The organism is Actinophytocola sp., assembly GCF_035712165.1.
Classification (GTDB): Bacteria; Actinomycetota; Actinomycetes; order Mycobacteriales; family Pseudonocardiaceae; genus DASYTH01.
Genome location: NZ_DASTBH010000146.1, coordinates 1 through 20,993, shown reverse-complemented (window position 1 = coordinate 20,993; position 20,993 = coordinate 1). Strand labels below are relative to the sequence as shown.

Annotated in this window: 18 protein-coding genes and 1 tRNA gene; 5 read left to right on the top strand and 14 right to left on the bottom strand. The window is 70.4% G+C overall.

Annotation, left to right across the window (positions count from 1 at the left end; translation table 11 throughout):
• Positions 1 to 43 precede the first annotated feature (43 nt).
• From nuoI to VFO68_RS08070, 10 genes are all read right to left on the bottom strand, one after another.
• Positions 44 to 592 (bottom strand): NADH-quinone oxidoreductase subunit NuoI, encoded by a 549-nt coding sequence (gene nuoI / locus VFO68_RS08115; protein ID WP_325157558.1) that lies wholly within the window; start codon positions 590 to 592, stop codon positions 44 to 46.
• Positions 592 to 1,887, bottom strand: a complete 1,296-nt coding sequence (gene nuoH / locus VFO68_RS08110) for an NADH-quinone oxidoreductase subunit NuoH (protein ID WP_325157557.1) — start codon at positions 1,885 to 1,887, stop codon at positions 592 to 594. Before nuoH ends, nuoI begins: the two co-directional genes overlap by 1 nt.
• Positions 1,884 to 4,367, bottom strand: coding sequence for an NADH-quinone oxidoreductase subunit G (locus VFO68_RS08105; RefSeq protein ID WP_325157556.1), 2,484 nt, complete (start codon positions 4,365 to 4,367; stop codon positions 1,884 to 1,886). Before VFO68_RS08105 ends, nuoH begins: the two co-directional genes overlap by 4 nt.
• Positions 4,364 to 5,674: an NADH-quinone oxidoreductase subunit NuoF gene (gene nuoF, locus VFO68_RS08100; RefSeq protein WP_325157555.1), complete on the bottom strand. Its 1,311-nt coding sequence runs from the start codon at positions 5,672 to 5,674 to the stop codon at positions 4,364 to 4,366. The genes VFO68_RS08105 and nuoF overlap by 4 nt, the downstream gene beginning before the upstream one ends.
• 9 nt (positions 5,675 to 5,683) lie before the next feature.
• A complete protein-coding gene (gene nuoE / locus VFO68_RS08095) occupies positions 5,684 to 6,469 on the bottom strand; it encodes an NADH-quinone oxidoreductase subunit NuoE (RefSeq protein WP_325157566.1) in 786 nt (261 codons plus the stop codon).
• Positions 6,470 to 6,573: 104 nt separating this feature from the next.
• Positions 6,574 to 7,941 (bottom strand): NADH-quinone oxidoreductase subunit D, encoded by a 1,368-nt coding sequence (locus VFO68_RS08090; RefSeq protein WP_325157554.1) that lies wholly within the window; start codon positions 7,939 to 7,941, stop codon positions 6,574 to 6,576.
• A complete protein-coding gene (locus VFO68_RS08085; protein WP_325157553.1) occupies positions 7,941 to 8,711 on the bottom strand; it encodes an NADH-quinone oxidoreductase subunit C in 771 nt (256 codons plus the stop codon). Before VFO68_RS08085 ends, VFO68_RS08090 begins: the two co-directional genes overlap by 1 nt.
• A gap of 6 nt (positions 8,712 to 8,717) precedes the next feature.
• Entirely contained in the window at positions 8,718 to 9,266 is a 549-nt protein-coding gene (locus tag VFO68_RS08080; protein ID WP_325157552.1) for an NADH-quinone oxidoreductase subunit B family protein, read from the bottom strand.
• Between the two features lie 14 nt (positions 9,267 to 9,280).
• On the bottom strand, positions 9,281 to 9,694 hold the full coding sequence (locus tag VFO68_RS08075; protein ID WP_325157551.1) for an NADH-quinone oxidoreductase subunit A: 414 nt from the start codon (positions 9,692 to 9,694) through the stop codon (positions 9,281 to 9,283).
• Between the two features lie 271 nt (positions 9,695 to 9,965).
• The gene (locus tag VFO68_RS08070; protein WP_325157550.1) at positions 9,966 to 10,766 is read right to left on the bottom strand and encodes a Bax inhibitor-1/YccA family protein; all 801 of its coding nucleotides are present in this window, start codon (positions 10,764 to 10,766) and stop codon (positions 9,966 to 9,968) included.
• A 272-nt stretch (positions 10,767 to 11,038) separates the two neighbouring features.
• On the opposite strand from VFO68_RS08070, the gene VFO68_RS08065 reads away from it, so the two are divergent.
• The 4 genes from VFO68_RS08065 to VFO68_RS08050 all read left to right on the top strand — a co-directional run bounded on the left by VFO68_RS08065 (position 11,039) and on the right by VFO68_RS08050 (position 15,588).
• A complete protein-coding gene (locus tag VFO68_RS08065; protein WP_325157549.1) occupies positions 11,039 to 12,151 on the top strand; it encodes a polysaccharide deacetylase in 1,113 nt (370 codons plus the stop codon).
• Between the two features lie 96 nt (positions 12,152 to 12,247).
• Positions 12,248 to 14,242, top strand: a complete 1,995-nt coding sequence (locus tag VFO68_RS08060; protein ID WP_325157548.1) for an SDR family oxidoreductase — start codon at positions 12,248 to 12,250, stop codon at positions 14,240 to 14,242.
• Positions 14,239 to 14,592 carry a VOC family protein gene (locus tag VFO68_RS08055; protein WP_325157547.1) on the top strand — a complete coding sequence of 118 codons (354 nt, stop codon included), beginning with the start codon at positions 14,239 to 14,241 and terminating at the stop codon, positions 14,590 to 14,592. Before VFO68_RS08060 ends, VFO68_RS08055 begins: the two co-directional genes overlap by 4 nt.
• A gap of 51 nt (positions 14,593 to 14,643) precedes the next feature.
• On the top strand, positions 14,644 to 15,588 hold the full coding sequence (locus tag VFO68_RS08050; protein ID WP_325157546.1) for a hypothetical protein: 945 nt from the start codon (positions 14,644 to 14,646) through the stop codon (positions 15,586 to 15,588).
• A 12-nt stretch (positions 15,589 to 15,600) separates the two neighbouring features.
• On the opposite strand, the gene VFO68_RS08045 is transcribed toward VFO68_RS08050, so the two are convergent.
• A complete protein-coding gene (locus tag VFO68_RS08045; RefSeq protein ID WP_325157545.1) occupies positions 15,601 to 16,404 on the bottom strand; it encodes an alpha/beta hydrolase in 804 nt (267 codons plus the stop codon).
• 120 nt (positions 16,405 to 16,524) lie between these two features.
• On the opposite strand from VFO68_RS08045, the gene VFO68_RS08040 reads away from it, so the two are divergent.
• Positions 16,525 to 18,927 carry an HAD-IC family P-type ATPase gene (locus tag VFO68_RS08040; protein ID WP_325157544.1) on the top strand — a complete coding sequence of 801 codons (2,403 nt, stop codon included), beginning with the start codon at positions 16,525 to 16,527 and terminating at the stop codon, positions 18,925 to 18,927.
• Positions 18,928 to 19,075: 148 nt separating this feature from the next.
• Here the strand turns inward: VFO68_RS08040 and VFO68_RS08035 are convergent.
• From VFO68_RS08035 to VFO68_RS08025, 3 genes are all read right to left on the bottom strand, one after another.
• Positions 19,076 to 19,152: transfer RNA gene (locus tag VFO68_RS08035), tRNA-Leu, on the bottom strand.
• 133 nt (positions 19,153 to 19,285) lie between these two features.
• Positions 19,286 to 20,608 (bottom strand): NAD(P)/FAD-dependent oxidoreductase, encoded by a 1,323-nt coding sequence (locus tag VFO68_RS08030; protein WP_325157543.1) that lies wholly within the window; start codon positions 20,606 to 20,608, stop codon positions 19,286 to 19,288.
• A gap of 152 nt (positions 20,609 to 20,760) precedes the next feature.
• On the bottom strand, positions 20,761 to 20,993 hold a 233-nt coding region (locus VFO68_RS08025), incomplete at its 5' end, for a hypothetical protein (protein WP_325157542.1).

Genomic DNA, 20,993 nt, shown 5'->3' with positions numbered 1-20,993 from the left:
GTCGTCATCTCTTTCCCCTCACCCACCGGGGCGGCAGCGGAACTCATTTCTTCTCCTCCCCCACCGGGTCGGGGTAGCCCCACTTGCGGGCGAGCTGTTTGCCGCTGACGTAGTAGTCCTGTTCGGACTCACCGAGCCGCATCGCGTGCGGCGGCTGCTCCATACCGGGCAGCAGCGGTGCGAGAAGCTGCTCCTTGGTCCAGATCAGCTTCTGCCGGTCGTCGTCGGCCAGTTCGTAGTCGTTGAGCATGGTCAGCGAGCGGGTTGGGCAGGCCTCGATGCACAGGCCGCAGCCGATGCAGCGCAGGTAGTTGATCTGGTAGTCCTGGCCGTAGCGCTCGCCGGGCGAGTAGCGGGCCTCGTCGGTGTTGTCCCCGCCCTCGACGAAGATCGCGTCGGCCGGGCAGGCCCACGCGCACAGCTCGCACCCGACGCACTTCTCCAGCCCGTCCGGATGCCGGTTGAGCTGGTGCCGTCCGTGGTAGCGGGGTGCGGCCGGGGCGCCGATCTCCGGGTACTCCTCGGTGACCACCTTCTTGAACATGGTCGAGAAGGTGACCCCGAAGCCCTTGAGCCCGTCGAACATTCCCATCAGTCGGTCTCCCTCTCGTCACCGGCGCCGACCCGGGCCCGCTCCCGGCGCGCCCGCGGTCGGACCGGCTTGCGCTTGGGCTTACCGGGAATCTCCAGATCCAGCGGCGGAACCGGGTAGCCGCCGCCCGTGACCGGCACGGCGTCCTCGTCCTCGTCGGGCACCCGGCGGTCGGGCAGCAGCATCACCACGCCGATCAGCAACACCACCACGATGCCGCCGAACAGCAGGGCCTGCGAGGTGTTGATGCCCTCGTTGCGGATCGCCCGGATCGCGGTCACCGCGACGATCCACACCAGGTTCAGCGGGACCAACGCCTTCCAGCCCAGCCGCATGAACTGGTCGTAGCGCATCCTCGGCAGCGTGCCGCGCAGCCAGATGTAGACGAACAGCAGCACCAGCACCTTGCCGAAGAACCACAGGATCGGCCACCAGCCGGTGTTGAAGTAGTTGTCGTTGATCGCCGAGATCGGCCACGGCGCGTTGTAGCCGCCGAGGAACAGCGTGGTCGCGAACGCCGAGACGATGACCATGTTGACGTACTCGGCGAGGAAGAACAGGGCGAACTTCATCGAGCTGTACTCGGTGTGGAAGCCGCCGACCAGCTCCGACTCCGCCTCCGGGAGGTCGAACGGCGCCAGGTTGGTCTCGCCGACCATGGAGATCAGGTAGATCACGAAGCTCGGCGCCAGCGCCAGCGCGAACCACAGGCCGTGCTGTGCGTCCACGATGTCCCCTGTGGACAGTGACCCGGTGTAGAGGATCACGGCCACGATGGACAGTCCCATCGCGATCTCGTAGGAGATCACCTGTGCCGCCGAGCGCAGCCCGCCGAGCAGCGGGTAGGGCGAGCCGGACGACCAGCCGGCCAGCACGATGCCGTACACGCCCATCGACGAGCAGGCCAGGATCACCAGCGCCCCGACCGGCAGGTCGACCAGCTGCAGCACGGTCTGCTCGCCGAAGATCGACACCTGCGGTCCGAACGGGATCACCGAGAACGCCAGGATGGCCGGGATCGTGGAGAGCAGCGGCGCCAGGAAGTACACCTTGCGGTCGGCCGTGTCCGGGATGATCTGCTCCTTGAACGGGAGCTTGATCGCGTCGGCGACGGACTGCAGCCAGCCGTTGGGCCCGACCCGGTTCGGTCCGGGACGCTGCTGCATCCGGGCCACCACCTTGCGCTCCCAGATGATCATGAACATGGTCATGATCGGACCGAGCAGCAGCAGGATGACGGCCTTGATCAGGATCAGCCAGATCGGGTCGTCGGCGAGCAGTTCGGCTCTGGTCATCCCTGCGCCCCTTTACTGCTCTGTCCCGGCAGGAGGTTCTCCGCCGTCACCGTCACCACGTCGCCGTGCACGGCGGCGAGCGTGCGGCGGACGGTGGCCTGGCCGGAGTTGGTCGGTAGCCACACCACCCCGTCGGGCAGGTCGGCGGACTCGGCCGGCACGGTGATCGCGCCGCGGTCGGTCGACACGGTCAGCATCGCGGCGCCGTCCACGCCGAGCACCCGCGCGGTGTGCGCGGAGAGCCGGGCCACCACCGGGCGCGCGGTGCCGGCCAGGTGCGGCTCGTCCACCTGCAGCGACCCGTTGTCCAGCAACTGATGCCAGGTGGCCAGCACCGCCTGCCGATCGCTCCTGGGCAGGTCGGCCGGGCCGGCGGACACCGACGGCGCGGCCCCCGAGCGCCCCACCACCGGCATTCTGGCCAGGTCGGCCGCGGCCGCCTCCGGCGTCTGGGTGAACAGGTCGACGTCCATCTCGACGGCGAGCGTGTCCAGCACCCGGCAGTCGGGCAACGAGCCGGTCTGGGCCAGGGTCACACCGAACGTGCGGCGCCGGCCCTCCCAGTTGAGGTAGCTGCCGGACTTCTCCGCCGGGGGCGCGATCGGCAGCACGACGTCCGCGTGCGCGGTCGCCGCCGAGGGCCGCAGCTCCAGGCTGACCACGAAGCCCGCGGCCAGCGCCCGCTCGGCCAGTTCCGGGTCGGGCAGGTCGTGCGGGTCGACGCCGCCGATCAGCAGTCCGTCCAGGTCGCCGGCGGCCAGCGCGGTGAGGATGCCGGTGGTGTCCCGGCCGGCCCGCGCCGGCAACGCACCCGGCGCCACCCCCCACAGTTCGGCGACCTCGGCCCGGGCCGCCACGTCGTCCAGCCGGCGCCCACCGGGCAGCAGGTTCGGCGCGGCGCCGGCGTCCAGCGCGCCGCGCTCCCCCGCCCGGCGCGGCACCCAGGCCAGCCCGGCGCCGGTCGCCGAGGACAGCTCCACCAGCGCGGAGAACAGGCCGGGCACCGAGGCGGCCCGCTCGCCCACCAGGATCACCGCGCCGGCACCGGTCAACGCCCCGTGGATGTCCGGCGCGTGCTTGCCGAGACCGGACACCGCGGCCGCCTCACCACCCGGCGCGCAGGCCAGCAGCGTGCCGAACGTCTTGGTGACCGACGGGGTCTCCCACTGTCCGATGTGGAACACCTTGGTCCGGCCGGTGCGCGCCGCCTTGCGCAGCCGCAGGAAGAGGATCGGCGCCTCCTCCTCCGGCTCGAGCGCCACGCACAGCACCGCGGGCGCCGCCGCCAGGCCGCGGTGGGTCACCGCGCCGGTCTCCGGCGAGCCGCCGACCACCGACGCGGCCAGGAAGTCCAGCTCCTCGGCCGAGTGCGGCCGGGCCCGGAAGTCGATGTCGTTGGTACGCAACGCGATCCGGGCGAACTTGGCGTAGGCGTAGGCGTCCTCGACGGTGAGCCGGCCACCGGTGAGCACCGCGGCGCCCTTACCGTCCCGGGCCTTGGCCAGACCCTCGGCCGCGATCCGCAGCGCGTCGGTCCAGGACGCCTCGACCAGCTCACCGGTCTGCGCGTCGCGCACCATCGGCCGGGTGAACCGGTCCGCCGCGCCGGCGTACCGGAACGCGAACCGGCCCTTGTCGCAGGTCCACTCCTCGTTGACCTCCGGGTCGTTGCCGGCCAGCCTGCGCATCACCTTGCCGCGCCGCCAGTCGGTCCGGGTGGCGCAGCCGTCCGCGCAGTGCTCGCACACGCCCGGGGTGGACACCAGGTCGAACGGCCGGGCCCGGAACCGGTACGCGGCACTGGTCAGCGCGCCCACCGGACAGATCTGGATGGTGTTGCCGGAGAAGTAGCTCTGGAACGGCTTGTCCTGCGCGATGCCGACCTGCTGCAGTGCGCCGCGCTCGAGCAGCTCGATGAACGGGTCGCCGGCGATCTGCGCGGAGAACCGGGTGCAGCGCTGGCAGAGCACGCACCGCTCGCGGTCCAGCAGCACCTGGGTGGACACCGGGATCGGCTTGGCGAAGGTGCGCTTGACCTCGCGGAACCGGGAGTCGGCCCGGCCGTGCGCCATGGCCTGGTTCTGCAGCGGGCACTCGCCGCCCTTGTCGCACACCGGGCAGTCCAGCGGGTGGTTGATCAGCAGCAGCTCCATCACGCCCTGCTGCGCCTTGTCCGCCACCGGCGAGGTGATCTGGGTGCGCACCACCATGTCGTCGGCGACCGTGATGGTGCACGAGGCCTGTGGCTTGGGCATCGGCCGGCCACCCATCTCCACCTCGACCAGGCACTGCCGGCAGGCGCCGGCCGGGTCGAGCAGCGGGTGGTCGCAGAACCGCGGGATCACGATGCCCAGCCGCTCGGCGGTGCGGATGACCAACTCACCCTTGGGCGCGATCACCTCGATGCCGTCGATGGTCAGCCGCACATGGCCTTCCGGCACCGGGGACTTCTCGGTCTTCTCTTCTGGCGCGATCGTCATGCGTTAGCTCCAGCGAGCGCAGGGTTGACGGCCTGGGCGCCCCGGTCGCACAGGGCGAGGAACTCGTCCCGGAAGTACTTGATGCCACTGACGATCGGGCTCACCGCGCCGTCGGCGAGCGCGCAGAACGAGCGCCCGAGCACGTTGTCGCAGATGTCCAGCATCGTCTCGATGTCGGACTCGGTGCCCCTACCGGCCACCATCCGCTGCAGGATCCCGGCCAGCCAGTAGGTGCCCTCCCGGCACGGCGTGCACTTGCCGCACGACTCGTGCTCGTAGAACTCGGTCCACTTCATCACCGCCCAGGGCACCGAGACGGTCTCGTTGAAGACCATCAGCGCGGTGGTGCCGAGCATCGAGCCGGCCTCGACCGCGCCCTCGAAGTCCAGCGGGACGTCCAGGTGCTCCGCGGTGAACAGCGGCGTCGAAGAACCGCCCGGAGTCCAGAACTTCAGCGGGATGCCGTCCTTCATGCCGCCGGCGAGGTCGAGCAGGGCGCGCAGCGTGGTGCCCAGCGGCGCCTCGTACTGCCCGGGCCGCTCCACGTGGCCGGACAGCGAGAAGATCTTCGGGCCGGGCGAGCGCTCGGTGCCCATCGTGCGGAACCAGTCCGAGCCGCCGTTGACGATGAACGGCACGCTGGCGATGGTCTCCACGTTGTTGACCGTGGTCGGCGCGGCGTACAGACCCGAGGCGGCCGGGAACGGCGGCTTGAGCCGGGGCTGACCGCGCCGGCCCTCCAGCGAGTCCAGCAGCGCGGTCTCCTCGCCGCAGATGTACGCGCCGGCGCCGGCGTGCACCGTGATCTCCAGGTCGTACCCGGAGCCGAGGATGTTCGTGCCGAGGTAGCCGGCCTGGTAGGCCTCCCGGATCGCGCCGTTGAGCCGGCGGATGCAGTGCGGCACCTCACCGCGCACGTAGATGAAGCAGTGGTGCGAGCGCATCGCGTACGCGGCGATCACGCACCCCTCGATCAGCGAGTGCGGGTCCGCCATCATCAGCGGGATGTCCTTGCAGGTTCCCGGTTCGCCCTCGTCGGCGTTGATCACCAGGTAGTGCGGCCGGTCCTCGTTGGCCGGCATGAAGCTCCACTTGACCCCGGCCGGGAAACCCGCGCCGCCCCGGCCACGTAGCCCGGAGTCCTTGACCAACTGGACGAGCTGCTCCGGGGTGCCGGCGAGGGCCTTGCGCAGCGCGGTGTAGCCCTCCAGCTGTTCGTAGGTCTGCAGCGTCCATGACCTGGGCGACAGCCAGCGCTTGGTGAGCACCGGCGTCAACGGATCGACCTGACTCGTCGGCTCTGCCATCCCCGTTCCCTACTTCTTCGCTTCCACGGACGGCAGCGGCGCCTCGTCCGGCATCGGCGGCGCGGTCCACCTGCGGTCGGCGGCCAGCTGCGCGCCACGCAGCGTCTCGGTCGCCGCCGACGGTCCGTCCACCCGGGCCTGGAACTCGGCCGGGTCGTCCGGATAGATCCCGGCCAGCTCCAGCGACACCGTGCGCCAGTCGGTCAGCGGCGCACCCCGGGTCGGCGCCGGCTTCTGTCCTTGGCGCAGCGCGTCCACGATGGCCACCGCCGACTCCGGCGTCTGGTTGTCGAAGAACTCGTAGTTGACCTGCAGCACCGGGCCGAGATCGCAGGCGGCCAGGCATTCCGCGTGCTCGATGGTCACCGAGCCCCGCTCGCCCGGCGTGCCGGCGGTCTCCTCGTGACCCAGCGGCTTGTTCGGCGCCCCGAGGTGCTCGCGCAACCGCTGGTAGATCGCGTCGCCGCCGAGCACCGCGCACAGCGTGTTGGTGCACACGCTGACCAGGTGCTCGCCGCACGGCTTGCGCTTGTACATCGTGTAGAACGTGACCACCGCGGTGACCTCGGCGGTGGACAGGTCCAGCTGCCGCGCGCAGAACTCGATGCCGGCCGTGCTCACGTAGCCCTGCACGGCCTGCACCAGGTGCAGCATCGGCAGCAGCGCCGAGCGGGACTGCGGGTACCTGGCGATGATCTGCTCCGCCCTGGCCACCACGTCCGGCCCGAACACCGAAAGGTCCGAAGTGGACTCCGTGACCAGGTTCCGCGACTCGGCCGCGGGCAGCACCGACATCTCCTCGATCGTGGTCTCGCGCTCGGCCGCCGCCCAGGTCACCCCGTCGCCGACGCTCGACCCGCCGTGGGTCAGCCCTGGCCCACTGCGCTGATCGTCCATTTTCACCGGTCAACGCCTCCCATCACCGGGTCGATCGACGCGATGGCGGCGATCACGTCGGCCACCATGCCGCCCTCCGACATGGCGGGCATGGCCTGCAGGTTCACGAAACTGGGGTCGCGCACGTGCACCCGCACCGGCCTGGTGCCGCCACCGGAGACCACGTGGTAGCCCAACTCACCGCGCGGCGACTCGACCGGCACGTAGACCTGGCCCGGCGGCACCGAGAAGCCCTCGGTCACCAGCTTGAAGTGGTGGATCAGGGCCTCCATCGACTGGCCCATGATCTTGCGCACGTGCTCGAGCGAGTTGCCCATGCCGTCCGCGCCGATGGACAGCTGCGCCGGCCAGGCGATCTTCTTGTCGGCCACCATGGTCGGGCCCGGCTCGAGCTTGTCCAGGCACTGCGCGATGATCCGCAGCGACTGGTGCATCTCCTCGACCCGCAACAGGTAGCGCGCGTAGGAGTCGGCCGCGGTCGAGGTCGGCACCTCGAACTCGTAGTCCTGGTAACCCAGGTACGGATCGGTCTTGCGCATGTCCCAGGGCAGGCCGGCGCTGCGCAGGATCGGGCCGGTGACGCCCAGCGCCAGGCAGGCGTCCACCGGCAGGTAGCCGATCCCGATCAGCCGGTTCTTCCAGATCGGCTGGCCGGTCAGCAGCTTGTCGTAGTCCGGCAGCCGGGAGTCCATCACCTTGATGAAGTCGCGGACCACCTGCTCGTAACCGGCCGGCAGGTCCTGCGCCACCCCGCCGGGCCGGATGAACGCGTGGTTCATCCGCAGGCCGGTCAGCCATTCCAGCAGGTGCAGCACTTCCTCGCGCTCACGGAACCCCGCGGTCATCGCGGTCAGCGCGCCGAGTTCCATGCCGCCGGTGGCAAGTGCCACCAGGTGCGAGCCGATCCGGTTGATCTCCATCAGCAGCACCCGGATCACCTGCGCGCGCTGCGGCGCGGTGACCCCCAGGAGCTTCTCCACCGCCAGGCAGTAGGCGGTCTCATTGAACAGCGGCGCGAGGTAGTCCATCCGGGTCACGAACGTGACGCCCTGGGTCCAGGTGCGGTACTCGCAGTTCTTCTCGATACCGGTGTGCAGGTAGCCGATCACCGACCGGGCCTGCGTGACGGTCTCGCCCTCCAGTTCCAGCACCAGGCGCAGCACGCCGTGCGTGGACGGGTGCTGCGGACCCATGTTGATGACGATGCGCTCGTCGGAGATCGCGTCCTCGAGCATCTCGTCCCAGTCGCCGCCGGTGACCGTGTAGATCCGGCCCTCGGTGGTCTCCCGCGCGGTGGCGTAGGGATCGCTGGAACGCTCGGCCCCGGTCGTGGCGGTGCCGGTCTTGACGTCTGACAGATCTTCGCTCATTACGAGTAAGCCCTCCGCTGGTCCGGTGGAGGAATCTCGGCGCCCTTGTACTCCACGGGAATCCCGCCGAGCGGGTAGTCCTTGCGCTGCGGGTGGCCGTCCCAGTCGTCCGGCATCAGGATCCTGGTCAGCGCCGGGTGTCCGTCGTAGACGATCCCGAACATGTCCCAGGCCTCCCGCTCGTGCCAGTCGGCGGTCGGGTAGACCTCGACCACGCTGGGCAGGTGCGGATCCTCGACGTCGACGGCCACCTCGAGCCGGATGCGGCGCCGGTAGGTCATCGAGGTGAGGTGGTACACCGAGTGCAGCCGCTGCGGAACGCCCTCGCCATAGTCCACTCCGGACACCGAACTGCACAACTCGAAGCGCAGCGCGGGATCGTCGCGCAGCGTCCGGCACACCTCGAGCAGGCTCTCCCGGCGCAGGTAGAACGTGATCTCGCCGCGGTCCACGGTGACCTGCTGGATCACGTCGGCGGCGATGCCCCGCTCGCGGAACGCGGTGGCCAACTCGTCGGCGAACTCGTCGAACCAGCCGCCGTAGGGGCGTTCGGACGGCGCCGGGCTGTAGGCCGGCAGGCGCAGCCCGCCGAAGCCGCTGGTGTCACCGGAGCCGGCGACGCGGAACATGCCCTGGCGTTCCAGGCCGGTGACGACCGGGGTCTGGTGATCGGCGGACTGCTCCTGCGCCCGGGGCGCGTCGACGCCCTCGGCCGGGCGGTCCACACTGGACTGCTCGCCGCCGGGGACCGGTGCGGTCTCGTCAGGCATGCGTACCTACTTCTTGGCGAACTTGACGGAGGACGGGATCAGTTCGGTGGTGTCGCCGCGCTCGGCCCGTAGCGCCGCACGCCGGGCGTTGATCGGCTCATCGGCGATCTTGGCGTGCAGCTTGAGGATCGCGTCGAGCAGCATCTCCGGACGGGGCGGGCAGCCGGGCAGGTACATGTCCACCGGGACGATGTGGTCCACGCCCTGGACCACCGCGTAGTTGTTGAACATGCCGCCGGAGGAGGCGCACACGCCCATCGCCAGCACCCAGCGCGGCTCGGCCATCTGGTCGTAGATCTGGCGCAGCACCGGGGCCATCTTGTTGGTCACCCGGCCGGCGACGATCATCAGGTCGGCCTGGCGGGGCGAAGCGCGGAACGCCTCCATGCCGAACCGGGCGATGTCGTAGCGCGGACCGCCGGTGGTCATCATCTCGATCGCGCAGCAGGCCAGGCCGAAGGTGGCCGGCCACAGCGAGTTCTTGCGCCCCCAGTTGACCAGTTTCTCCAGGCTGGCCAACAGGATTCCGTTGGGGAGTTTCTCCTCGATGCCCACGCCATCGCCTCCCGTCAGTTCCAGTCGAGGCCGCCGCGCCGCCACACGTACGCGTAGGCGAAGCCGACCGTCGCGATGAACAAGAAGATCTCCACCAGGCCGAAGATGCCCAGCGCGTCCGCCGCGACCGCGAACGGGTAAAGGAAGACCATCTCGATGTCGAAGAGGATGAACAGCATTGCGGTCAGGTAGTAGGCGATCGGGACCCGGCCGCCGCCGATGACCGGCTGCGGCGACGGTTCGATGCCGCACTCGTAGGCCTCGAGCTTGGCCCGGTTGTACCGGCGGGGGCCGACCAGCGGCCCGAGCAGCGCCGAGAGCAGTGCGAATGCCGCCGCCAGCACGAAAAGCAGCACCAGCGGGAGGTAGATCGTCAGGCTCGAGGAGACCGCGGCCGGAATCTCGGGTTGGCGGAGCGCTGCACTCATGGTTTGGCCCAGTGACACCTGCGTCGTCCTTTCCCCGATCCTCGCTGGCACCCTATGGGTCGCGCACCTTGACCGAAGTAGTAAGGCGGACCTAACTTCTACCGGTGCGGGCGCTTGTGAAAATCTTCACAAGCTCGGTCACTCGCCTGTGAATCACTTCACAAGAACCTGGGCCTCAGTGTAGGACTCGCCACACCGGCCGGTTGCGGGGGGACATACGAAAAGGGCGCCCGGCCAAGCGGCCGGACGCCCTTCCCTTGCGAGGCAAGCGCTAATCGCTCTGTAGATAGGACAGCAGGCGCAGCATCTCCAGGTACAGCCAGACCAGCGTGACCAGCAGGCCGAAGGCCACGTACCAGGCGAACTTCGCCGGCGCGCCGGTACGGATCATCTGGTCGGCCATGTCGAAGTCGAGCAGGAAGTTGAACGCCGCGATGCCGATGAACAGCAGGCTGATCACGATGCCGAGCGTGCCGGCGGAGCGCATGCCCGAGTTGACGCCGAACAGCGCCAGCAGCAGGTGGATCAGCATCAGGCCGGCGGCGCCCACGGTCGCGCCGATGATCCATCGGGTGAGCTTCGGGGTCACCCGGATCGCGCCGGTGCGGTAGACGATCAGCATCGTGATGAACACCAGCGAGGTGCCGATCACGGCCTGGATCGCGATGCCCGGGAACCAGATCTCGAACACGCCGGTGATGCCACCGAGGAACAGACCCTCGGCGACGGCGTAGGCGAGCACCAGACCCGGGTTGGGGTTCCGCTTGAAGATGATGACCAGGGACAGGACCAGCCCGGCCAGCATCCCGATGATCGTCGGCGGCCACGGCGAGATGGCCCCGGCCTTGACGGCGAGGGTCAGCGGCACGCCGACCACGATCGTCGTGCCAAGGGTCACGGCCGTCTTGGTCACCACGTCGTCGACCGTCATCGGACGATCGCCGGTGGTGGGCGGGGCATAGCCGTAACCCGGCTCGACCGGGGTGCCCTGGGCTTGTGTCTGGAAGCCCGCGTACCCGCCTGACCCGCCGACCGGCAGGTTGCGGAACGCGGGATTGCTCGTAGAACGCACCTGTTCCTCCTGGAAGCCTGATGGCGCCTTCACCGGGTTCAACGACCTAGCAAGCCGGTCGGTTCCCGCCTAGGTAAAGCCGACTTTACCCACCTCGGGCAACGGGCACACAGTAACCCGTCCCAGGTTGTCACAAACCCGATTGGGCCATCTCACGCCAACGATTACACCGGATCGTGTCGCTCCCACCGGTCTACTCCGCTCACGACTACTTTGAGCGACAGAACTTCCCTCGATCGAGGATGAAGGACGACCGGCATCGGGGACCAGTGATGGCGACGCGCAGGAGATGGGGTCCGATCGGCGTCGCGGCGGGTCTGACCGTGACGTTCGTGATCCTGCTGGGGATCGGCACCGTGCGGCCGGACCACGACCGGTCCACGACGCCGGCCACGGCGGTGGCCGAGACCGCCGAGACGAAACCGCCGTGGCTGCGCCGGTACGCACCGGACGAGCTGCCGCCCCAGTTCGTGCTGTTCTCCTTCGACGGCGCCGGCTCGCACGAGGTCTGGCAGCGGCTGCTGCCGGCGGCCGAGGCGAGCGGCGCCCATCTCACCGCCTTTCTGTCCGGCGTCTACCTGCTGCCCGACGAGCGCAAGGGCGAGTACACCGGGCCCGGCCATCCCCAGGGCGAATCGGCGATCGGCTTCGGCGGCACGGCCGAGCAGGTCCGGGAGCGCATCGCCGACCTGAGCGCCGCGGTGCGGGCCGGGCACGAGATCGGCACCCACTACAACGGGCACTTCTGCAAGGGAGCCGCGCCCGGCGCCGCACCGTGGACGACGGCCGACTGGTCCAGCGAACTGTCCCAGTTCTTCGGCATCCTCGGCGCGGCGCCCGAACTGAAGCTCGCGGGCGACGCCGTGCAGGGCGGCCGCACGCCCTGCCTGGAGGCCCGCCCCGAGGCGCTGCTGCCGGCACTGGCCGCGCGCGGCATGGACTACGACGCGAGCCAGGTGTCCGACGGCATCGCCTGGCCCGCCATGCACGACGGGGTCTGGCAGTTCACGCTGCCCGAGATGCGGGTGCCGGCGCTGCGCAACCGCAAGGTGATCATGATGGACTACAACCTGTGGTTCGGGATGAACCGGGCCAAGGAGGAGCCGGCCCGGGCCGAGGAGTTCACCACGATCGCGCTGGACACCTACCGGTCGGCCTACGCGGCGGCGCTGGGCGGCAACCGGGCCCCGCTGCTGGTGGGCAACCACTTCAACGACTGGTCCGGCGGTGCGTTCGCCGCGGCGGCGGAGCGGTTCCTGGCCGAGGTGTGCACCAAGCCGGACACGGTGTGCGCCACCTACTCCGAAGTGATCGCCTGGATGAAGCTGCAGGACGCGGCCGTGCTGGATGCGCTGCGGGCCCTGCCCAAACCGCTGGCCGGGTAACCCGACGGGGGAACTCGCCCGTCCCGAAATGGGGACTCGCGGAGGACGGGCCGCGAATGTCGCCGCGCTGCGGGCAGCGGTGGAAGGCTCTTGGCCATGGCGACTTACCTCGTGACCGGCGCGACCGGACTGATCGGGCGACACCTCGTGGCGGAACTGCTGCCGAGGGCGGACACCGACCGGGTGTGGGTGCTGGTGCGCGAGCCATCCCGGGACCGGCTGGCGACGCTGGCGCAGCGCTGGCCCAACCCGGAGAAGCTGCGCACCGTGGTCGGCGACGTGCGCGAGCCGGAGCTGGGGCTCGCGCCGGAGGTGCTCGCCACGCTGTCCGGCGCGGTCGATCACCTCGTGCACCTCGCCGCGCTCTACGACCTCACCGCGGGCGAGGAGGCCAGCCTCGCGGCCAACGTGGCGGGCACCGCCAACGTGGTCGCGCTGGCCGCGGCGATCCAGGCCGGCTGCCTGCACCACGTCTCCTCGGTGGCGGTCGCGGGCGACTACCGCGGCACCTTCACCGAGGACATGTTCGACGCCGGCCAACGGCTGCCCACCCCGTACCACCGCAGCAAGTTCGAGTCCGAACGGCTGGTCCGCACGCAGACCTCGGTGGCCTGGCGGATCTACCGGCCCTCGATCGTCGTCGGCCATTCGGTCACCGGCGAGATGGACAAGATCGACGGGCCGTACTACCTGTTCCCCGCGCTGGCCCGGCTCGGCCGGCTGCCCGGCCTGCCGCTGGTCTTCCCGGACATCGGCGACACCAACATCGTGCCGGTCGACCATGTCGCCGCGGCCCTCGCGTACCTGGCCGGCCAGCCCGGCCTGGACGGGCGCACGTTCCACCTGGTCAACCCGCAACCGCAGGCGGCGCGGACGGTCTACGACTGCTTCGCCCGGGCCGCGGGGGCGCCGGTGGCCACCGCCGAGTTGACCAGGCGGCTGACCGGTCCGCTGGTCGGCCTGGCCCGGCTGACCGAGCACGTGCCCGGGGTGACCATCGCCCGGGACGCGGTGCTCGACCGGCTCGGCATCCCACCGGAGGTGTTGGGCGTACTCACCTTCGAGCCGGTGTTCGACAACGCCCGCACCCGGGCCGCCCTGGCCGGCAGCGGGCTGGAGGTGCCGGACCTGGCCGGCTACGCCCGGACGCTGTGGCGGTACTGGGAACGCCACCTCGACCCGTTCCGCGCCCGCCGGTCCGGGGGTCGCGGCGTGCTCGACGGCCGCCGGATCGTGATCACCGGCGCGTCCTCCGGCATCGGTCGGGTCACCGCGCTGAAGGTGGCCGCGGCGGGCGGGATACCGCTGCTGGTCGCGCGCCGCGCGGAGGAGTTGGCGGAGGTGCGTGCCGAGATCGAGGCGGCCGGCGGGCACGCTGACTGCTACCCGTGCGACCTGACCGACGCGGAGGCGGTGCACAAGACGGTCGAGCGGATGCTCACCGAGCAGCCCGCGGTGGACATGCTGGTGAACAACGCCGGCCGGTCGATCCGGCGCTCGATCCAGCTGTCCTACGACCGGATGCACGATTTCGAGCGGGCCATGGCGATCAACTACTTCGCGGCGGTGCGGCTGGTCCTCGGGCTGCTGCCGCACATGGTGGAGCGACGGTTCGGGCACATCGTCAACGTGTCGTCGATGGGCGTGCAGGGCGTCGCGCCGCGCTTCTCCGCCTACGTGGCGTCCAAGGCCGCGCTGGACTACTTCAGCCGGATCGCGGCGACGGAGACCCACGGCGCCGGGATCACGTTCACCACCGTGCACATGCCCCTGGTGCGCACCCCGATGATCCGGCCGACCCGGTTCTACGACGCGTTACCGGCGCGGTCGCCCGAGCAGGCCGCGGAGTTGGTGCTGACCGCCCTGCGAGACCGGCCCAAGCAGGTGAGCACCCCGACCGGCTACCTGATCCAGGCCGCGTACACAATGGCGCCCGGGCTGGTCGACGCGGTGGCCTACCAGGGCTACCGGATCTTCCCCGACTCGACCGCCGCAGGCGGCACCGGCCGGGTCCGGCTCGGCAAGGGCGAACGCCATCTGTCCGCCGCGGCCACCGCGCTGGCCCGGCTCACGAGAGGATTCCACTGGTGATCACCGGCGCGCACACGATCATGTACGCCACCGATGCCGAGGCGGCGCGGGGGTTCCTGCGCGACGTCCTCGGCCTGTCCCATGTGGACGCCGGTGATGGCTGGCTGATCTTCCGGTCACCGCCCGCGGAGCTGGCCGTGCACCCGGCGGAGCAGCCCGGCCGGCACGAGCTGTACCTGATGTGCGACGACCTCGAGGCCACCATCGCCGACCTGACCGGCAAGGGCGTCGAGTTCACCGGCGGGATCAGCGACCAGGGCTGGGGCCGGCTGACCACGCTGCGGGTGCCCGGCGCCGGGGAGATCGGCCTCTACCAGCCGCGTCACCCGACGGCCTACGACCTGACCTGACGACGCACCCTGCGCCGTGTCGAACAGCGACCCTCCGAGTACGGTCGGAGAATGGCAGACGGCGAGGACCCCAAACCAGGTGCGACGTTCCCCGTGGTGCGCAACGGTTACGACCGTGGTCAGGTGACCCAGCACGTCCAGCGGCTCGAAGCCGACGTCCGGGCGGCGCACGCCGAGCGCGACCAACTGCGCCGTCAGCACCAGGAGCTCGCCGCCCAACTGGAGTCCGCCCGCGCCGAGATCGCCGCCCGGCCGGTCACCCCGACCGCCCCGGCCACACCGTCCGGGTCTGCCCCGCAGCCGGCACCCGCCGGGCCGGGTCCGGCCGCGCCTGCCGGGCCGATGCCGCCGCCGGGCACGCCCGGCTTCGACCCCCGCGACGAGCGCGGCGCCCGCGGCCTCGCCGTGGCCCGGTCCCAGGCCGCCGAGATCACCGCCCGGGCCCAGGCCGCCGCCGAACACACCTGGGCCGCCGCCGAGCAGGCCTCCGTCGCGCTACGCGAGCGCTACCAGGCGCTGCTCGCCGAACTGGACCGGCAACACCAGGAGATCCACACCGCGCACCAGGCGATCATGGCCGACGCCCGTGCCCGGGCCGAGGAGATGACCACGGCCGCCGAACGCCGGCGCGTCCAGATCGACGCCGAGGCCGAACGCGACCGCATCCGCATCGACCGCGAGTTCTCCGAGTCGATGAACGCCAAACGCGAAGCCCTGCGCAAGGAGATCGAGACCCGCCGCGCCGCCTCGGAAGCCGAAGCAGCGGGCCGGATCCGCGAGGCCACCCAGGAAGCCGACCGTCGCATCACCGCCGCGAACGCCGAGTTGGACCGGCTCAGCGCGCTCCGCGACCAGCTGGCCGCCCAGCTGCGCGACACCTACCAACTCGTCGAACGCGTCACCGCCACGCTCGCTCCCGCCGACCAGGAGCTGCACTTCGAGGACACCCTCCTCTTTCCGCCCCCCAAGCCCCTCAAGGACAACCCCACCCGCTGACCACCGACGCGGTCAGGCCGCGGTGTCCAGGGTGGTGCGGGCGCAGGTGTCGATGATGAGGCCGGCGACGCGGTCGGGGTCGTCGCCCATGGGGATGTGACCGCAGCCGGTCAGCAGGACGTGTTCGGCGCCGGGCAGGAGCTCGGCGGCCCGGCGGGCCTGGCGGGGCCACAGGATCCGGTCGCGGGTTCCCCAGCCGACGGTGACCGGGACGGTCGGAGCGGGGCTGGCGAAGGTGTAGTCCCGGCCGGCGCGGGCCACCAGGTCGAACGCGGTGCAGCCGACGAAGGCGTCCAGGTCGGCCAGGACCATCTCGGCGGACAGGCGGGCGGGCTTGCCGAACAGCATGCCGGCGGCGAGCAGACGGGTCGGCCGGCCGTGCACGAACGCGGTGCGCAGCCAGCCAGGAGCCCGGCCGGTCAGGCGAAGAACGGTGAGCAGGCCGAGGGCCCAGGCCCGGCCGCCGGCGTTCCAGAACCCGGCCGGCGCGAGGGCGGTGGCGGAGCTGACCAGGCCCTGGGAGGCCAGTTCGAGGGCGAGCACGCCGCCCAGCGAGTTGCCGGCCACGTGCGGGCGGTCCAGGCCGAACGACTCGAACATCTCGGCGGCCATCGCCACCGCGGCCGGCATGGTGTACTCCCGGTCCGCCACCAGCGGCGAAGCCCCGAAGCCCGGCAGGTCCACGGCGATCACGTCGTGGTGGCCGGCCAGCCGGTCCAGCACCGGCTCCCAGGCCTGCCACCGGTGTCCGATGCCGTGCAGCAGCACCAGCGGAGTGCCCCGGCCCCGCCGTTCGTAGACGACCTCGATCGGCATCAGCACTCCCTCGTGTCGCGCCGCACACGGCACCTGCCCTGTCGACCTACCCCACGGTAACAAGACCAAACCTTCGTGGGTGACACATCGGACGAACGACTCTCGCCTATGGTCAGACCCATGTCGTCAGGCCCAGTGCTCGCGTCCCAGATAGAGCGGGGACTCACCCCGGCCGAGGTCCAACAGCGGATCGACGCCGGACAGACCAACGACGTGCCGGCCCGCGCCAGCCGCAGCGTCGGCGAGATCATCCGGGCCAACGTGCTCACCAGGATCAACGCCATCCTCGGCGTGCTGTTCGCGATCATCCTGGTGGTCGGTCCGATCCAGGACGGCCTGTTCGGCGGCTTGATCATCGTCAACAGCGCGATCGGCATGATCCAGGAGCTGCGGGCCAAGCGCACCCTGGAACGGCTGGCGATCGTCGGGCAGGCCCGCCCCCGGGTGCGCCGGGACTTCGACACCCATGCCGACACCCGTGAGCTGACGCCGAACGAGGTCGTGCTGGACGACGTCATCGAGCTCGGCTCCGGCGACAAGATCGTCGTGGACGGTCTGGTGCTCGACGCCGAGGCGCTGGAGGTCGACGAGTCGCTGCTGACCGGCGAGTCCGACCCGGTGGTCAAGCGGCCCGGCGACCAGGTGCTCTCCGGCAGCTTCGTGGTCGCCGGCACCGGCCTGTACCGGGCGACCAAGGTCGGCCGGGACGCCTACGCCGCCCGGCTGGCCGAGGAGGCCAGCAAGTTCACCCTGGTCAACTCGGAGCTGCGCAACGGGATCAACAAGATCCTCAAGTTCATCACCTACCTGCTGGTCCCGGCCGGCGCGCTGACCATCTACAACCAGTTGGCCGGCGACCAGGCGCTGCCGGACGCGCTGCGCGGCATGGTCGCGGCGCTGGTCCCGATGGTGCCGGAGGGCCTGGTCCTGCTCACCAGCATCGCCTTCGCGGTCGGCGTGGTCCGGCTGGGCAAGCGGCAGTGCCTGGTGCAGGAACTGCCGGCGATCGAGGGCCTGGCCCGGGTGGACACGGTCTGCGCGGACAAGACCGGCACGCTGACCGAGAACGGCATGCGGCTGGCCGAGGTCCGGCCGGTCGGCGCCGCCACCGCCGAGCAGACCGCGGCTGCGCTCGGCGCGCTGGGCACCGTGGACCCCCGGCCCAACGCCAGCCTGCAGGCGATCATCGATGCCTATCCGGACGATCCGGGGTGGACGCCGGGCACCATCGCCCCGTTCTCCTCGGCCCGCAAGTGGAGCGGCGTGACCTTCGACGGCCAGGGCAACTGGGTGCTCGGTGCCTCCGACGTGCTGCTGCCGCCCGGCGACCCGCAGCGCGAGCAGGCCGAACAGATCGGCGCGGCGGGGCTGCGGGTGCTGCTGCTCGGCATGGCCTCGACCCCGGTGGACGCGGCGGACGCGCCGGGCACGGTGACCCCGGTCGCGCACGTGGTGCTGGAACAGAAGGTGCGCCCGGACGCCAAGGACACCCTGGACTACTTCGCCGAGCAGGACGTCACGGTGAAGGTGATCTCGGGCGACAACGCGCTGTCGGTCGGCGCGGTGGCCGCCTCGCTCGACCTGCCGAACGCCACGAGCCCGGTGGACGCCCGGGAACTGCCCGAGGACAGCGACCCGCTGGCCGACGCCGTGGAGCAGGGCACCGTGTTCGGCCGGGTCACCCCGGCGCAGAAGCGGGCCATGGTCGGCGCGCTGCAGTCCCGCGGGCACACCGTGGCGATGACCGGCGACGGGGTGAACGACGTGCTCGCGCTCAAGGACGCCGACATCGGCGTGGCGATGGGTGCGGGCAGCCCGGCCACCCGGGCGGTGGCGCAGATCGTGTTGCTGGACAACAAGTTCGCCACCCTGCCCTACGTCGTGGCCGAGGGCCGGCGGGTGATCGGCAACATCGAGCGGGTCGCCAACCTGTTCCTGACCAAGACGGTCTACTCGGTCCTGCTGGCGCTGATGGTGGGCCTGGCCGGGGTGCCCTACCCGTTCCTGCCCCGGCACGTGTCGATCATCGGCTGGTTCACCATCGGCGTGCCGGCGTTCTTCCTGGCGCTGGCGCCCAACAACGAGCGGGCCCGCACCGGGTTCGTGCGCCGGGTGATGCGGATGGCGGTGCCGGCCGGCGTCGTGATCGCCACGGCCACCTTCGTCGCCTACCTGCTGGCCCGGCGCGATGCCGGACCGGCCGACGTCGAGGTCATGCAGGACGCCACCACGGCGTGGATCACGCTGGTCGCGATCGCGCTGTGGGTGCTGGCGATCATCGCCCGGCCCTACGCGTGGTGGAAGGTCCTGCTGCTGGCCGGCATGGTGGTGCTCTCCGCGCTGCCGCTGGTGCTGACGCTGCTGGTCCCGGGGCTGCGCACGTTCCTGGGCATGGACCCCACCGACTGGAACCAGAACCTGATCGCACTGGGTTGCGCGGCGGTGGGCATCGTGGTGGTCGAGGCGGTCTGGTGGCTGGACGGCGCGCTGCGCAGCGAGAAACGCAGAGTCATCAACCGTTAACTATCCGTACATACATTTCGGGCATCGTCGAATACTTCAAGAAAATACGAACAGCACTTGAGCGACTACCTTCCGTAAATGGCGCGGACTAACTGTCCGGAACGGAACAAGCGCACTAAGTGATCATTCCCAGCTAGGAAAGCTGGAGTGGTGCCCCCGACCGGATTTGAACCGGCACTACACCCCTTTTAAGGGGGCCGCCTCTGCCAGTTGGGCTACGGGGGCAGGCGAAGCCTAAAGCGCGAACACGCTGTTCGGGGCCACTTTTATGCAACTGCGCCGTTGGCCCTGTACACATAGGCCGTTTAGCGCCGAATGCACTCGATGGCTTCCGGCCGATTGGACCAGTCAGGATGTATCAACTTTGTGAGACTCGGGCAAACTCCGCACGAGGATTGCTGATCTGGCCCATCGAGATGACTTCGCGCCGGAACAGACCACCGAGTAACCAGTCGGCGACCACCCGTGCTTTCCGGTTGAAGGTGGGCACCCGCGCCACGTGGTATCCACGGTGCGCCAGCCAGGCCGGCAGGCCCTTCAGCTTGACGTTGTAGACATCGGCCACGCCCTTGTGCAGGCCCAGGCTCGCCACCGAGCCGGCGTTGCGGTGCCGGTAGGCCTTCGGCGCCTGGTCGCGCAACGTGGCGACGATGTTTCTGGCCAGCACCCCGGCCTGCCGGACGGCGTGCTGCGCGTTGGGCTGGCACACCGCGTCCGGGTCCTCGTCGATCCGGGACAGGTCGGGCACCGCGGCGTTGTCACCCGCGGCCCACACCCCGGGCCGGCCCTCGACCTGCAGGGTCGCGCCGGTCCGGATCCGGCCGCGCTCGTCGAGCGGCAGGTCGGAGTCGGCGAGCACCGGGTTGGCCTTGACCCCGGCCGTCCAGACGATGGTGTCGCTGTCGAACTCGGTGCCGTCGGACAGGACCACGTGCCCGTCCTCGAACGACTTCGCCAGTGTGGACAGATAGACCTCGATGCCGCGCTTCTCCAACTGCAGCACCGTGTACACGCCCAGGCTCGGCCGCACCTCGGGCAGGATCCGGCCGGCGGCCTCCACCAGCACCCAGCGCAGGTCCGACGGCTCGATGGTCGAGTAGTACCGGGTGGCGAACCGGGCCATGTCCTCCAGCTCACCCAGTGCCTCGATCCCGGCGAACCCGCCGCCGACGAAGGTGAAGGTGAGCAGCTTCGCGCGGGTGACCGGGTCGTCGGTGACGGCCGCCTCGTCCAGCTTGGCCAGCACGTGGTTGCGCAGGTAGATCGCCTCGCCGATGGTGCGGAACGCGATTCCCCGCTCGGCGAGGCCGGGAATGGGCAGCAGCCGGGCGACCGAACCGAGCGCCACGACGAGGACGTCGTAGCCGACCTCCTCGGTGGTGCCATCCGGTTTGCACACGGTGATCGTCTTGCGGGAATCCTCGATCGCGGTGACCCGAACGTTGAGGATGTGGCAGCGCTTCAGCACGCGCCGCAACGGGACGACCACGTGCCGTGGTTCGATCGCGCCGCCCGCGGCTTCGGGCAGGAACGGCTGGTAGGTCATGTGTGGCTGGGGATCGATCACGGTCACGGAGGCCTCGCCGGCCCGGAGCCTGCGCTGCAGGCCGAGAGCCGTGTACAGGCCGACGTATCCGCCGCCCAGGATCACGATCCGGGTCGGTTTCGACTTCAGCGCCATGTCTTCATCGTCCCACTGAACGTGCCCCCATGTGGGGGTCACCCGGTGTGAGGCTAGTCGCCTTACGGTCCAGACCATTGCGGCTACGTTTCGCGTGCGTGCTGCCGATCAGCCTGCGCGAATCGCCTGCCCGACACCGTACCCGCATCTGTTCACTGTGGACGGTGCAGCAGCCAGGCGACCAGAAGCGCGATCGCGGTCACCCCGGCGACCGCGCCGAACTCCAGCGCCGCGGGCGGCCGGATCCCGGAGACCACGGCCATCAGCCCAGCCAGTGCGAACACGCCGGCCTGGATCGCGACGAACCGGAGCGCGGGCGCGCGTAGCGCGGACAGGTGTACCCGGGACCGCGCCGGCAGCAGCCCGGCCAGCGCGCAGCCGACGT